The organism is Pseudomonas syringae, assembly GCF_021605415.1.
GTDB lineage: Bacteria > Pseudomonadota > Gammaproteobacteria > Pseudomonadales > Pseudomonadaceae > Aquipseudomonas > Aquipseudomonas syringae_S.
The window spans coordinates 46,382-58,983 of sequence record NZ_WKEQ01000014.1; the positions used below are offsets into that span (position 1 = coordinate 46,382).

Genomic DNA, 12,602 nt, shown 5'->3' on the forward strand with positions numbered 1-12,602 from the left:
TTGGGCAAGCACTGCCGATGGTTATGGGGGCGGAAAACGAAAAAGCCACCCGAAGGTGGCTTTTTCATACAGTTCGATCAAGCGCTATCAGTAAGCCTTGCCCGTCTTGTAGAAGTTTTCAAAGCAGAAGTTGGTCGCGTCGATGTAACCTTCAGCACCACCGCAATCGAAACGCTTGCCCTTGAACTTGTAGGCCATTACGCAGCCGTTCTGGGCTTGTTTCATCAGGGCATCGGTGATCTGGATTTCGCCACCCTTGCCTGGTTCGGTCTGTTCGATCAGGTCGAAAATGTCCGGAGTCAGGATGTAACGGCCGATGATCGCCAAGTTCGACGGCGCGTCTTCCGGCTTCGGCTTCTCGACCATGCTGTGAACGCGGTAGATGTCGTCGCGGATCATTTCGCCTGCGATGACGCCGTACTTGTTGGTTTCTTGAGGATCGACCTCTTGGATCGCAACGATCGAGCAACGGAACTGCTTGTACAGTTTGACCATCTGGGTCAGAACGCCATCGCCTTCCAGGTTGACGCAAAGGTCATCCGCGAGAACAACGGCGAACGGTTCGTCACCGATCAGCGGTCGACCGGTCAGAATGGCGTGGCCGAGGCCTTTCATTTCCGTCTGACGGGTGTAGGAGAAGGAGCACTCATCCAGCAGCTTGCGGATGCCGACCAGGTATTTTTCCTTGTCGGTGCCCTTGATCTGGTTTTCCAGCTCGTAGCTGATGTCGAAATGGTCTTCCAGAGCACGCTTACCACGACCGGTAACGATGGAGATCTCGGTCAATCCGGCATCCAGTGCTTCTTCAACGCCGTACTGGATCAGTGGCTTGTTTACCACCGGCAGCATTTCTTTGGGCATGGCTTTAGTCGCTGGCAGGAAGCGAGTACCGTAACCGGCTGCTGGGAACAAGCATTTCTTGATCATATAAGTCCTTGAAAAGGCTGTGTGTACGAGTTTCGGCGAAGTCTAATCAGGCGGCGTGCACCTTACAATGCCCCGCGCTGGCTAACCGATGCCATCATAGAGAAATAATCCTGCTGATAGTTCCGCTGATGTTTCGACATCAACAAAAGCGAGCATTCCAAGACGCTGGCAAACCGTACCACCATACGCTCATCTGCCCCTGTTGCGAGCATTTGCCGCTATCATGGCGCATTCGATCCAACCGACAGGACAAACAGATGGCCGCTACAAAGATCGTCAACGGGTATTTGGTCAACAAGATGAAAGATGGCCAATGGAATCTCACCACCTCCAATGGCGAACACATTGCCGGGCCATTCCCTACCGAAGCAATGGCTGCCGAAGTCGCAGCAGTGTTCTCGGACACCCCGGCTGCGCCAAAGCGCCGGGGCAAGGATCAAGACTGATCCTTAGCATCAATCAGAGCCCTGCCATCGCGCAGGGCTTTTTTTGTCTGAATGCAAACAGTCGTGGCCAATCGCTATAACCTTTTCACACTGGCGCTGTCAGAGCGTGTAGCCCTTTCCCCTTGAAGACAACTTTATGATCAGTCACAACATGAATCGAATCCTGCCACTGCTCGCGGTTCTGGCCCTGAGTGGCTGCGCGACCTCTCAGACGACCTATCTGAACAACGGCGAACAAGGCCTGAGCATTGAGTGCTCCGGCGAAGCGAACTCTTGGGCAAGCTGCTACGAGAAGGCCGAAGCCTCATGTGCGGGCACCGGTTACCGCATCGTCGGCACAGATGGCACCCCGGCCCCTGAGGAAAGCGACAAGACCTTGGGCGTCGACGTCGGTAACTACAAAACCCGCAGCGTCGTCGTGGTGTGCAAATAGGCTTACATGTGAATTTCGGCGAACTTGATGCCCAGACCCCGAACGACTTCGATCAAATCATCCAGTCTGCCGAAAGACTCAACCTCATCGTTATCGTCCACCAGAAAGTAGCTGCGGCCTGCACTCTTTTTGAAGAATACGATCCACTCGCCCGAATTCGCCGGATTCTGGATCACGTGGGTCGCGGTGATCAGCCCTTCTGAATGTCGCTCCCGTACTTGCTCTCGCTTCATCTACTGCTCCCTGAATGACAATGCCGTCAAAGCATGACTTTGACGGCATCTAACGGCCGCATTCTATCAGCCCGAAATGCACGCCGTGGCGGCATTGGGCACATCCTTGGGACGAAGCGGCACATTGGAAATACGCTCGTGCAGCTTGATGCTGCTGCCGCCGGAGCGGTCTTCGATGTCGAAAACGGCAGCAGGACCGGAAGAAAGCTTCTGCGGAACGATGACTCGTACGCCATCCTTATGCGACTCGATCTGCAAGGCGCCACGGCTGGCGGCCAGTTTTTCGGTCAGGCACTGAGCATATTCATGGGGCTTCTTGCCGGAGATCACGTTCATAGTGGGCAAGGTTTCATTGATTTCCGTAACGCTTGCGCAACCACTCATTGCCAATACGACTGGCAGGCATGCCACACCCCACTTCATATAAAACCTCCGATAAAGACCCTCGGACAGCACGACGGCCGTTTTTCTCCGAAGGTTCACTGCATTTATCGCGCATCGAGGCGCGAATAAGCGCTTTAAATTATGAATCCAGCGTGACTCGGCCGGATATTAACCCGTACAGGCTGATAAACTCGCGCCATTCGACACGCTATCGATTTGATTTTGTAGAAAAAGCCCTTCTGGAGGCGCCCATGAAATTCATCCACCAACGCGAGCACCTCAACGAAGACGACATCGTCGTCATCCAATGCTCGCAAACCTGCAACATCCGTCTGATGAACGACGCCAACTTCCGCAGTTTCAAAAATGGCGGTCGTCACACTTACCATGGCGGTGCATTCGACACCTTCCCGGCCCGCATTACTGCACCGAGCACCGGTTTCTGGAACATCACCATCGACACCGTCAACCGGCGCGCCATCAGCGTCACGCGCAAGCCGACCCTGACGCACTCGATCAAGATCATTCGCCGTTCCAGCACCAAGCTCAGCTGAATCGCGCTCAACGCACACAGGTATCATCACCGTGGCCCAAACGACCAAATACGTGATCAAGTACAAACTCAATGGCGAGCGCCGTTTCGAGTTCGCCCAACTGGAAAACGGCACGGCAGAAGAAGCCAAAGCCGCGCTGGATGCCTTGCATGGCCAAAGCGATGACGTGATCAGCGACATCAGTGTCAGCAAAGCCCTTTAATCGCCTCACCCTTTGAATATCCGCTGCGCCTGTGGCAAGTTCGACCGCAAGCAGCGGAGTGTTCCGGCCCTCCTCGTCGACCAGACTGCCCGCCTCGACCTTGAGTCAAGGAGCCAGCCAATCATGTCCCATCCCACCAATCCTCTCGATTCGCTCGATTGGGCCAGCCTGAACGATCAGTTGAATCAGCAAGGCTGCGCCGTCATCCGGGCGCTGTTACCGCCCGAAGCCTGCGACCGGCTTAGCGCGTTGTATCCGCAAAGCGAGCCATTTCGCTCGCAGGTCGTCATGGGGCGTCATGGATTCGGTCGTGGTGAGTACAAGTATTTCCGCTATCCACTGCCGGCGCTGGTGCAACGATTACGCACGGCGCTGTATTCGCATCTCGTGCCGCTCGCCAACCGCTGGTACGAAAGGATGACATTGCAGGAACGTTTCCCGGCGCAACACGCTGATTTCCTCGAGCAATGCAAAGCCGCCGGTCAGCAACGTCCTACGCCGCTGTTGCTGCAATACGGCCCGCAGGACTACAACTGTCTGCATCAGGATCTGTACGGTGAACACGTTTTCCCGTTGCAAGTGGCGATTCTTCTGTCAGAGCCTGACCAGGATTTCAGCGGAGGCGAGTTCGTATTGACGGAACAGCGGCCACGCAGGCAATCGCGCCCGATGGTGGTAGGCCTGAAAAAAGGCGACGCGCTGATCTTCGCCGTCAATCAGCGGCCGGTCAAAGGCCTGCGCGGCGATTATCGCGTGACCATGCGCCACGGCGTCAGTCGCTTGCACAGCGGCAATCGGCATACGCTGGGCATCATTTTCCACGACGCACTGTGACGAGTATGCAACCGAGCACTTTTGATCTGTTCGCAGAGAACGAAACCGAGCAAGACCCGCGCAATGAGCAGATTGGCGAACAATCTTGGGTGTTGCGTGGCTTCGCCCTGCCCTGCATGGATCTGCTGTTGCCGGCATTGAAAGATGTTCTGCAGCACAGTTGCTCGCGTCACATGGTCACCCCCGGCGGCTTCAGCATGTCGGTCGCCACCAGCAGTTGCGGCGACCTGGGCTGGGTCACCGATCGCAGCGGCTATCGCTATTCGACTGTTGATCCTTTGACCGGTTCTCGCTGGCCAACGATGCCGGGTGTATTCGCCAAACTGGCGCAGGACGCAGCACGAGTCGCGGGATTCCCCGACTTTGCAGCCGATTCCTGCCTGATCAACCGCTATCTTCCCGGTGCCAAGATGTCGCTACATCAGGACAAAGACGAAAAGGACTACGGCTTACCGATCATTTCCCTGTCACTGGGCTTGCCGGCAATGTTCCTGTTTGGCGGCTTCGCACGCGGCGACAAGAGCCAGCGCATTCCCTTGTTGCACGGCGACATGGTGGTCTGGGGTGGGGTCGACCGGCTACGCTTTCATGGCGTGCTGCCGATCAAGCCGGGCCATCATCCACGACTTGGCGAGCAGCGCATCAACCTGACATTTCGCAAGGCCGGATAATCGATGAGTTTGACCGCAAGGCCCGGAGTGTTGCGCTGGACGCCGCCGGTTAACCTGACTGAAACAGGTCAATGGACGCTCTGCAATGAAAACGCTCTCGACGCTCAACACTGAAGATGATCCACGCTGGGCCGCAGTCGTTGCCCGCGACGCGCAAGCCGACGGGCAGTTTGTGTACGCAGTGAAAACCACCGGTGTCTATTGCCGCCCAAGCAGTCTGTCGCGTTTGCCAAAGCCGAAAAACGTCGAGTTTTTCGACAGCGCCCAAGCGGCAGAAGCGGCGGGTTACCGCCCGAGCAAACGTGCCGGGAAGGATCAGAGCGACATCAACGCGCAACACGCCGCGACAGTTGCGGCGGCCTGCCGACAAATCGAGTCCGCCGAAACATTGCCACCCTTGAGCCAACTGGCCGACTCGGCAGGCCTGAGCCCATTCCATTTCCACCGGATCTTCAAAACCGTGACCGGCCTGACGCCGAAAGGTTATGGCGCGGCTCATCGCTCACGCAAAGTTCGCGAACGCCTGGCCAATGGCAACTCGGTGACTGACGCTTTATATGAGGCAGGTTTCAATTCCAACAGTCGCTTCTACGAAACGGCCGATCACTTGCTGGGCATGAAACCCACGGATTATCGTGCTGCGGGACAAAACAACGACATTCGTTTTGCCGTCGGTCAATGTTCACTCGGCGCGATTCTGGTCGCGCAAAGCGAACGCGGCGTCTGCGCAATTCTGCTGGGTGACGATCCGCATCAACTGGTGTGCGACCTGCAGGATCAGTTCCGCCGGGCGAACCTGATCGGCGCCGATGGCGGTTTCGAGCAATTGATCGCCCGGGTTGTCGGGTTCATCGAAGCGCCCGCGCTCGGCCTGGATTTGCCGCTGGACGTTCGCGGCACGGCGTTTCAGGAACGTGTCTGGCAGGCGTTGCGCAACATTCCGATTGGCAGCACCGCCAGCTACGCCGACATCGCCCATAGCATCGGCTCGCCCAACGCCGTGCGCGCGGTCGCCCAGGCCTGCGGCGCAAACAAGCTGGCGGTGGCCATCCCTTGCCATCGCGTGGTGCGCAGCGACGGCAACCTGTCAGGCTATCGCTGGGGCGTGGAGCGCAAACGCCAGTTGCTGGAGCGCGAGATCAGCCTGGATATCAGCGATTGACGTCAACGACAACCCGGCCGCGCAGCTTCCCGGCGAGCAACTGCTGCGCAGCCTCGAGGGTTTCGCTCAGGGCGATTTCCCGGCTGATCAGCGGCAGCAAATCTAAATCGAGGTCTTTCGCCAGGCGATCCCAGGCTTGTATCCGGCGGGCTTTGGGCTGGGTCACGCTGTTAATGCCGGCCAAGGTCACGCCACGCAGAATGAATGGCGCGACCGATGCCGGGAAATCCATGCCTTGTGCCAGACCGCACGCGGCGACGGTGCCGTTTGCACGCGTGCTCGCGCAAGCGTTGGCCAAGGTGTGGCTGCCGACCGAGTCGATGACGGCGGCCCAGCGCTCCTTGGCCAGAGGCTTGCCCGGTTCGGACAACGTTGCACGATCGATGATCTCGCTTGCGCCCAGTTGCGTCAGGTAATCGTGCTCCGAAACCCGACCGGTCGACGCCACCACGCGATAGCCCAGTCTGTTCAGCAGGGCGATGGCAAAACTGCCAACACCACCGTTGGCGCCCGTGACCAACACCTCGCCCTGCTCCGGAGTCACACCATTGTGTTCCAGCGCCAGAATGCACAGCATCGCCGTGTAGCCGGCGGTGCCGATCGCCATGGATTGCGCAGCGGTGAAGGCTTTGGGTAGCGCAATAAGCCAGTCACCCTTCAATCGCGCCTTCTGCGCCAGGCCGCCCCAGTGGCTTTCACCGACACCCCAACCGTTTAGCAACACCTGATCGCCGACGTTGTAGTCGGCGTGCGAGCTCGCCTCCACAGTGCCCGCCAGGTCGATCCCCGGCACCATCGGAAACTGGCGCACCACGGGACTGCTGCCAGTGATCGCGAGGCCATCCTTGAAATTCAACGTGCTGTAGGCAACACGCACCGTCACGTCACCTTCCGGCAGTTTGTCGTCGCTGATCGGCTGCAAACTGGCCCGGTAACCGCTGTCGTCTTTTTCAATCAAGATGCCGTTGAACATGAGCGCTCCTCAGTGTGTTTTTCAGGTTTGCGTGCAGTCGAAATAACATAAAGCAACCCATCGCCCTACCCGACTTTCCGCTAAATGCCGAATTCGCCGGTTGATTCTCCGAAGCCGCCCGTGTCTTCAGGATTGAGGCCGCCGGATTGAATCTACGTTGACGAGGAGATTTGTATCCCGGCTGGCCTCCATCCAGGATTGCTGTTAAAAAACGCCTCTACCGTCCCTGCCCTGTTCTGTCGTCGGAGAAGCTTGACCATGAGCCACTGGCCCGATACACGCATTCTTGATCTGCTTGGCATCGAATTGCCGATCATCCAGGGCCCCATGGCCGGAGCGACGAATTCGTCCATGGTCATCGCCACTTGCAATGCCGGAGGCCTCGGCTCAATGCCGGCGGCGATGCTGAGCATCGAGCAGTTGCGCGAAGCGTTGACGACCATCCGCCAACACACCCAACGCCCTTACAACGTCAACTTTTTCTGCCATCAGACGCCGGTCGCCGATGAGCAACGTGCTCAGAACTGGAAAAACCTTCTGGAGCCGTACTACCGCGAGCTCGGAGTCGATTTCGATGCACCAACCCCGGCGTCCAACCGCGCACCGTTCGACGCCGCCGCTTGCGAAGTACTCGAAGAATTTCGCCCACCCGTGGTGAGTTTTCACTTCGGCCTGCCGGAGAAATCCTTGCTCGATCGGGTCAAGGCCACGGGCGCGAAAATCCTGTCATCGGCCACCACGGTCGAGGAAGCCATCTGGCTCGAACAGCACGGCTGTGACGCGATCATCGCCATGGGCTACGAAGCGGGTGGTCACCGAGGGATTTTCCTCAGCGAGGATTTGAACACTCAGGTCGGCACCTTTGCCTTGGTGCCGCAAATTGTCGATGCCGTGAATGTGCCGGTGATTGCCGCTGGCGGGATCGGCGACGCACGGGGTGTGGCGGCGGCATTCGTGCTGGGCGCGTCGGCGGTTCAGGTCGGCACGGCTTATTTGTTCACCCCGGAAGCCAAGGTCAGCGCCTCACACCACAAAGCCTTGCGCACCGCCAAGGAAAGCGAAACCGCTGTCACTAATCTTTTTACCGGCCGCCCGGCGCGAGGCATCGTCAATCGGGTGATGCGCGAATTGGGCCCGATCTCAAGCAAAGCACCGGCGTTTCCACTGGCCGGCGGCGCACTGATGCCGTTACGCGCCAAGGGTGAGGCGGATTTCAGCAATCTCTGGGCAGGTCAGGCATTCACCTTGGGCAAAGAACTGAGCAGTGCTGAACTGACTCAACAACTCGCTGCCGGCGCACTCGAAAAACTCACGCCGCGCACCTGAGCGTGGCGCTCGTTTCATTAAAAACAATCATGTCTCTTCTCGTCGCGTTCCGTTTGGCGGCATTTCGCTATATATTTCCGTATATAGCGAAACATCTTTACTTCGGCGCAGCCCACTTCCAATAACAACTGCCCGTGCTTTTGTCATCAACGGAGCTGCTACATGACCATTCGTGCCTTACGTCTTGCCCCCACCTGCCTGGCTTCATTGCTGGCCGTTTTCGCGGTCGGCGCTGTCCAGGCCGATGAAGTCCAGGTCGCCGTTGCCGCGAACTTCACCGCGCCGATCCAGGCCATCGCCGCTGATTTCGAAAAAGAAACCGGCCACAAACTGGTAGCAGCCTATGGCGCAACTGGCCAGTTCTACGCCCAGATCAAAAACGGCGCGCCGTTTGAGGTCTTCCTGTCCGCCGACGACACCACCCCGGAAAAACTCGAAAAAGAAGGCGACACGGTCAAAGGCTCGCGCTTCACCTACGCCGTCGGCACCCTTGCGCTTTGGTCGGCCAAAGAAGGCTACGTCGACGCCAACGGCGAAGTGCTGAAGAAAAACCAGTACCAGCATCTCTCCATCGCCAACCCGAAAGCCGCGCCTTACGGTCTGGCTGCGACCCAGGTATTGGAAAAACTGAAACTGACTGAAGCCACCAAAGCGAAGATCGTTGAAGGCCAGAACATCACCCAGGCTTATCAGTTCGTGTCCACCGGCAACGCAGAGCTGGGCTTCGTCGCCCTCTCGCAGATCTACAAGGACGGCAAAGTCAGCAGCGGTTCGGCGTGGATCGTACCGGCCGACATGCACGACCCGATCAAACAGGACGCCGTGATCCTCAACAAAGGCAAAGACAACGCGGCGACCAAGGCGCTGGTTGAATACCTCAAAGGCCCGAAAGCCGCTGCGGTTATCAAGTCCTACGGTTACCCGCTCTAAATGTCGCTGACGAGTGCTGATTTCGCGGCGATCTGGCTGACCCTGAAACTGGCGTCACTGACAACCGCGATCCTGTTGGTTGTCGGCACTCCGATAGCCCTTTGGCTGTCGCGTACTCGCTCGTGGCTGCGCGGCCCGGTCGGGGCAATTGTCGCCCTGCCCTTGGTGCTGCCGCCCACCGTTATCGGGTTCTATCTGTTGCTGGTGATGGGCCCGAACGGTTTTTTGGGTCAGTTCACCCAGTGGCTGGGGCTGGGCACGCTCACGTTCAGCTTCACTGGCCTGGTGATCGGCTCGGTGTTGTATTCGATGCCGTTTGTGGTGCAACCGCTGCAGAACGCGTTTTCGGCGATCGGCGCCCGCCCACTCGAAGTGGCCGCGACCTTGCGCGCCAATCCCTGGGACACTTTTTTCAGGGTAATCCTGCCGCTCGCGCGTCCGGGTTTCATTACAGCGGCGATCCTCGGCTTCGCGCATACCGTCGGTGAGTTTGGCGTCGTACTGATGATCGGCGGCAATATTCCCGACAAGACACGGGTGGTCTCGGTGCAAATCTACGACCACGTCGAAGCCATGGAATACGCGCAAGCCCATTGGCTGGCCGGGGCAATGCTGGTGTTTTCGTTTCTGGTGTTGCTGGCGTTGTATTCGAGCCGCAAGACCCGCGCAGGCTGGAGCTGATGAATGATTGATGCGCGCCTCAAAATCGACTACCCCGGCTTCAGCCTTGATGTCGACCTTCATTTGCCCGGACGCGGAGTCACCGCGCTGTTCGGCCAGTCGGGCTCGGGCAAGACCACTTGTTTGCGCTGCATCGCCGGGCTTGAACGTGCCGAACAGGGTTTCATTCGGATCAATGACGAAATCTGGCAGGACAGCCAGGCCGGCGTGTTCGTACCGCCGCATAAGCGCGCGCTGGGCTATGTGTTTCAGGAGGCGAGTCTCTTCCCGCATCTCTCGGTGCTGGCGAACCTTGAATTTGGCCTCAAGCGTATTCCAAGGAACCAGCGTCGGGTCGATATGGCACACGCCACCGAACTGCTGGGGATCGGCCATTTGCTTGAGCGCCATCCGCAGCACTTGTCCGGTGGCGAACGTCAGCGCATCGGCATCGCCCGGGCATTGCTCACCAGCCCGAAATTGCTGCTGATGGATGAACCCCTCGCCGCACTCGATAGCCAGCGCAAAAGTGAAATCCTGCCCTACCTGCAACGCCTGCATGACGAACTGGATATTCCGGTGCTGTACGTCAGTCATGCGCAAGACGAAGTGGCGCGTCTGGCCGATCATCTAGTGTTGCTCAGTGACGGCAAGGCGCTGGCCAGCGGCCCGATCGGCGAAACCCTGGCGCGCCTCGATTTGCCGCTGGCTCTGGGCGACGACGCCGGTGTTGTCATCGAAGGCCAGGTCATTGGCTACGATCAGGACTACCAATTACTGACCTTGCAGTTGCCCAATTCGTACGTGAGCATTCGTGTTGCGCACGCGGCCATGGCCACGGGCCAGGCGCTGCGCTGCAAGGTACAGGCGCGCGACATAAGTCTCAGCCTGCAAAACAGCGAACACAGCAGCATTCTCAATCGACTGCCCGTTACCGTGGTCAGCGAGCAACCCGCCGACAATGCCGCCCACGTGCTGATCCGTCTGGATGCCGCCGGTACACCGTTGTTGGCGCGCATCACCCGGTTTTCCCGGGATCAACTTGGTATCCACACCGGCCAACGACTGTGGGCGCAGATCAAAGCGGTGGCGGTTCTGGCGTAAATTCCGGGCACGACGGCGTCAGCGTGCGGTCAATCGGTTTAACACAACCGCTTAGCCATTAAGGACGCCGCCATGCCCGACACCGCGCTGCCAGACGTATTGCCGCCGGATCTTCACTACGTCGACGACACGCAACCGGGCATCACCCGCAAAAAGCTGCGCGGCCGTTTCTGCTATTTCGATACCGCTGGCCAGCGCATCACAGACGCTGATGAAATAAAGCGCATTAACACTCTCGCTGTTCCGCCGGCCTACACTGACGTGTGGATCTGCGCCGATCCGCGGGGTCACCTTCAAGCCACCGGTCGCGACGCCCGAGGCCGCAAGCAATACCGCTATCACGTGCGCTGGCGCGAAGTGCGCGATGCCGACAAATACTCCCGACTGCGCGAGTTCGGCTCGGCGCTGCCCAAGTTGCGCAAGCAACTGGAGGCGCTGTTGGCAGCCCCCGGTTTCAGTCGCGACAAAGTCATGGCCACCGTGATCACTCTGCTCGACGCAACCCTGATTCGCGTCGGCAATTCGCAATACGCCCGGGACAATCGTTCCTATGGTCTGACCACCCTGCGCAGCCGGCACGTCGAGGTCAACGGCAGCGCGATTCAATTCCAGTTTCGCGGCAAGAGTGGCATCGAACATCAAATCACCGTCAAGGATCGACGCCTCGCACGTATCGTCAAGCGCTGCCTGGAAATCCCCGGGCAGAATCTGTTTCAGTATCTGGACGAAAACGGCGAGCGGCATACCGTCAGTTCCCACGACGTCAACGCCTATCTGCAAACCCTGACCGGCGCCGATTTTACCGCCAAGGATTACCGCACCTGGGCCGGCACCGCACTGGCGTTATCAGTGCTGCGCGAGCGGCAATGGGAATCGGAAGCCGAGGCCAAGCGCCATGTGGTCGACATGGTCAAGAACGTCGCCAAGACACTGGGTAACACTCCGGCAGTCTGCCGAAAGTGCTACATCCACCCGGCGGTGGTTGAGCATTTCATGCTCGGCGCATTGGCTGAATTGCCTCGACCTCGCCTACGCAAGGGGCTGCGCAGCGAAGAGGTCGCCCTGGCGATGTTTCTTGAGCGCATGGATGAAGTGACGGACGTTTGTGAATGCTGACAGGATGACCGGTCGATGTATTGCACGTTTACACAAGGCTTCTATAGTTGACGGATACGCATCCGTTGCGGTGAAACAGCCTGAATATCCTTCGACAGATGCCTTTCGTTTGCGGGTCTATACTCAATATTTGTTCCACCCCCCAAGGGCGGTAGGCTCCCTGTAGCGCGCCGCCAACTTCCACCGGTTCTTGAACGGAGGTGTTTCATGTCCGAAAAAGAGTCCATCACCACCCTTCTCACCCTGCTCGATTCCCGTCAGGCCCGTCTCGCGGCGGCGTGTAAGGAAATCGCCGATTGGGTTGACCATCAAGGCGGCCATCCAACCGCGCTACGCATCCGTGACCGCCTGAGCGATATCGAGAAGGACACGCCGCTGATCCGCAGCACGCTGTCGGCACTAAAACCCGTCGAGCGACCACTGCCACGGTTCAGATAGGAAGCCGTGATTGCCTTGGAATGTTCGGATGCGGTGCCTTTTTATGGAATATCGAGCTGGCGAACCGAGTAAATCGAATGATCGACTGCGATTGCAGGACTGAACGTCTACCATGAGGGTTTGCACACCAGCAGTTCAATTCATGCTCGCTGGCGGGGAGTTACAGCGCGACGGGGGGATTTTGCGGAGTGAAAAGAAAAGGGCTTGCA

At 58.4% G+C, this 12,602-nt stretch carries 17 protein-coding genes; 13 read left to right on the forward strand and 4 right to left on the reverse strand.

Annotation, left to right across the window (positions count from 1 at the left end; genetic code table 11):
• Positions 1–87: 87 nt before the first annotated feature.
• Positions 88–927: a UTP--glucose-1-phosphate uridylyltransferase GalU gene (gene galU / locus GIW69_RS12430; protein WP_003182953.1), complete on the reverse strand. Its 840-nt coding sequence runs from the start codon at positions 925–927 to the stop codon at positions 88–90.
• A gap of 257 nt (positions 928–1,184) precedes the next feature.
• Here galU and GIW69_RS12435 point away from each other — a divergent pair, with 257 nt between their 5' ends.
• Together GIW69_RS12435 and GIW69_RS12440 are read left to right on the forward strand one after the other, a co-directional pair.
• Positions 1,185–1,373 carry a hypothetical protein gene (locus tag GIW69_RS12435; RefSeq protein ID WP_236482888.1) on the forward strand — a complete coding sequence of 63 codons (189 nt, stop codon included), beginning with the start codon at positions 1,185–1,187 and terminating at the stop codon, positions 1,371–1,373.
• A 151-nt stretch (positions 1,374–1,524) separates the two neighbouring features.
• The gene (locus GIW69_RS12440; protein WP_236483002.1) at positions 1,525–1,806 is read left to right on the forward strand and encodes a hypothetical protein; all 282 of its coding nucleotides are present in this window, start codon (positions 1,525–1,527) and stop codon (positions 1,804–1,806) included.
• A 2-nt stretch (positions 1,807–1,808) separates the two neighbouring features.
• Here the strand turns inward: GIW69_RS12440 and GIW69_RS12445 are convergent, their stop codons facing one another.
• Together GIW69_RS12445 and GIW69_RS12450 are read right to left on the reverse strand one after the other, a co-directional pair.
• Positions 1,809–2,039, reverse strand: a complete 231-nt coding sequence (locus tag GIW69_RS12445; protein ID WP_236482890.1) for a hypothetical protein — start codon at positions 2,037–2,039, stop codon at positions 1,809–1,811.
• 66 nt (positions 2,040–2,105) lie between these two features.
• On the reverse strand, positions 2,106–2,462 hold the full coding sequence (locus tag GIW69_RS12450; protein ID WP_236482892.1) for a hypothetical protein: 357 nt from the start codon (positions 2,460–2,462) through the stop codon (positions 2,106–2,108).
• A gap of 212 nt (positions 2,463–2,674) precedes the next feature.
• Between GIW69_RS12450 and GIW69_RS12455 the strand changes: the two genes are divergently transcribed.
• The 5 genes from GIW69_RS12455 to ada all read left to right on the forward strand — a co-directional run bounded on the left by GIW69_RS12455 (position 2,675) and on the right by ada (position 5,846).
• On the forward strand, positions 2,675–2,977 hold the full coding sequence (locus tag GIW69_RS12455; protein ID WP_236482894.1) for a DUF1883 domain-containing protein: 303 nt from the start codon (positions 2,675–2,677) through the stop codon (positions 2,975–2,977).
• A gap of 31 nt (positions 2,978–3,008) precedes the next feature.
• Positions 3,009–3,179: a hypothetical protein gene (locus tag GIW69_RS12460; RefSeq protein WP_236482895.1), complete on the forward strand. Its 171-nt coding sequence runs from the start codon at positions 3,009–3,011 to the stop codon at positions 3,177–3,179.
• 123 nt (positions 3,180–3,302) lie between these two features.
• The gene (locus tag GIW69_RS12465; RefSeq protein WP_236482897.1) at positions 3,303–4,013 is read left to right on the forward strand and encodes a 2OG-Fe(II) oxygenase; all 711 of its coding nucleotides are present in this window, start codon (positions 3,303–3,305) and stop codon (positions 4,011–4,013) included.
• Positions 4,014–4,018: 5 nt separating this feature from the next.
• A complete protein-coding gene (alkB, locus tag GIW69_RS12470; protein WP_236482899.1) occupies positions 4,019–4,684 on the forward strand; it encodes a DNA oxidative demethylase AlkB in 666 nt (221 codons plus the stop codon).
• A gap of 85 nt (positions 4,685–4,769) precedes the next feature.
• Positions 4,770–5,846 carry a bifunctional DNA-binding transcriptional regulator/O6-methylguanine-DNA methyltransferase Ada gene (ada, locus tag GIW69_RS12475; protein WP_236482901.1) on the forward strand — a complete coding sequence of 359 codons (1,077 nt, stop codon included), beginning with the start codon at positions 4,770–4,772 and terminating at the stop codon, positions 5,844–5,846.
• Here the strand turns inward: ada and acuI are convergent.
• A complete protein-coding gene (gene acuI, locus GIW69_RS12480; RefSeq protein ID WP_236482903.1) occupies positions 5,836–6,819 on the reverse strand; it encodes an acrylyl-CoA reductase (NADPH) in 984 nt (327 codons plus the stop codon). The two genes, ada and acuI, sit on opposite strands and share 11 nt — an antisense overlap.
• A 258-nt stretch (positions 6,820–7,077) precedes the next feature.
• Here acuI and GIW69_RS12485 point away from each other — a divergent pair, with 258 nt between their 5' ends.
• The 6 genes from GIW69_RS12485 to GIW69_RS12510 all read left to right on the forward strand — a co-directional run bounded on the left by GIW69_RS12485 (position 7,078) and on the right by GIW69_RS12510 (position 12,393).
• A complete protein-coding gene (locus GIW69_RS12485; RefSeq protein WP_236482905.1) occupies positions 7,078–8,145 on the forward strand; it encodes an NAD(P)H-dependent flavin oxidoreductase in 1,068 nt (355 codons plus the stop codon).
• Between the two features lie 162 nt (positions 8,146–8,307).
• A complete protein-coding gene (gene modA / locus GIW69_RS12490; protein WP_236482907.1) occupies positions 8,308–9,075 on the forward strand; it encodes a molybdate ABC transporter substrate-binding protein in 768 nt (255 codons plus the stop codon).
• The gene (gene modB / locus GIW69_RS12495) at positions 9,076–9,756 is read left to right on the forward strand and encodes a molybdate ABC transporter permease subunit (protein ID WP_236482909.1); all 681 of its coding nucleotides are present in this window, start codon (positions 9,076–9,078) and stop codon (positions 9,754–9,756) included.
• A gap of 3 nt (positions 9,757–9,759) precedes the next feature.
• Positions 9,760–10,839, forward strand: a complete 1,080-nt coding sequence (modC, locus tag GIW69_RS12500; protein ID WP_236482910.1) for a molybdenum ABC transporter ATP-binding protein — start codon at positions 9,760–9,762, stop codon at positions 10,837–10,839.
• A gap of 72 nt (positions 10,840–10,911) precedes the next feature.
• Positions 10,912–11,955: a DNA topoisomerase IB gene (locus GIW69_RS12505; protein ID WP_236482912.1), complete on the forward strand. Its 1,044-nt coding sequence runs from the start codon at positions 10,912–10,914 to the stop codon at positions 11,953–11,955.
• Positions 11,956–12,162: 207 nt separating this feature from the next.
• Positions 12,163–12,393, forward strand: coding sequence for a hypothetical protein (locus tag GIW69_RS12510; RefSeq protein ID WP_236482914.1), 231 nt, complete (start codon positions 12,163–12,165; stop codon positions 12,391–12,393).
• Positions 12,394–12,602 lie beyond the last annotated feature (209 nt).

Excerpts from the sequence above, each read along its gene's own strand:
- GIW69_RS12485 (WP_236482905.1), top strand. The coding sequence starts at position 7,078 with ATGAGCCACTGGCCCGATACACGCATTCTTGATCTGCTTGGCATCGAA.
- modB (WP_236482909.1), top strand. The coding sequence starts at position 9,076 with ATGTCGCTGACGAGTGCTGATTTCGCGGCGATCTGGCTGACCCTGAAA.
- modA (WP_236482907.1), top strand. The coding sequence starts at position 8,308 with ATGACCATTCGTGCCTTACGTCTTGCCCCCACCTGCCTGGCTTCATTG.
- alkB (WP_236482899.1), top strand. The coding sequence starts at position 4,019 with ATGCAACCGAGCACTTTTGATCTGTTCGCAGAGAACGAAACCGAGCAA.
- ada (WP_236482901.1), top strand. The coding sequence starts at position 4,770 with ATGAAAACGCTCTCGACGCTCAACACTGAAGATGATCCACGCTGGGCC.
- GIW69_RS12505 (WP_236482912.1), top strand. The coding sequence starts at position 10,912 with ATGCCCGACACCGCGCTGCCAGACGTATTGCCGCCGGATCTTCACTAC.
- GIW69_RS12465 (WP_236482897.1), top strand. The coding sequence starts at position 3,303 with ATGTCCCATCCCACCAATCCTCTCGATTCGCTCGATTGGGCCAGCCTG.
- GIW69_RS12450 (WP_236482892.1), bottom strand. The coding sequence starts at position 2,462 with ATGAAGTGGGGTGTGGCATGCCTGCCAGTCGTATTGGCAATGAGTGGT.
- GIW69_RS12455 (WP_236482894.1), top strand. The coding sequence starts at position 2,675 with ATGAAATTCATCCACCAACGCGAGCACCTCAACGAAGACGACATCGTC.
- GIW69_RS12510 (WP_236482914.1), top strand. The coding sequence starts at position 12,163 with ATGTCCGAAAAAGAGTCCATCACCACCCTTCTCACCCTGCTCGATTCC.
- modC (WP_236482910.1), top strand. The coding sequence starts at position 9,760 with ATGATTGATGCGCGCCTCAAAATCGACTACCCCGGCTTCAGCCTTGAT.
- GIW69_RS12445 (WP_236482890.1), bottom strand. The coding sequence starts at position 2,039 with ATGAAGCGAGAGCAAGTACGGGAGCGACATTCAGAAGGGCTGATCACC.
- GIW69_RS12435 (WP_236482888.1), top strand. The coding sequence starts at position 1,185 with ATGGCCGCTACAAAGATCGTCAACGGGTATTTGGTCAACAAGATGAAA.
- GIW69_RS12440 (WP_236483002.1), top strand. The coding sequence starts at position 1,525 with ATGAATCGAATCCTGCCACTGCTCGCGGTTCTGGCCCTGAGTGGCTGC.
- galU (WP_003182953.1), bottom strand. The coding sequence starts at position 927 with ATGATCAAGAAATGCTTGTTCCCAGCAGCCGGTTACGGTACTCGCTTC.
- acuI (WP_236482903.1), bottom strand. The coding sequence starts at position 6,819 with ATGTTCAACGGCATCTTGATTGAAAAAGACGACAGCGGTTACCGGGCC.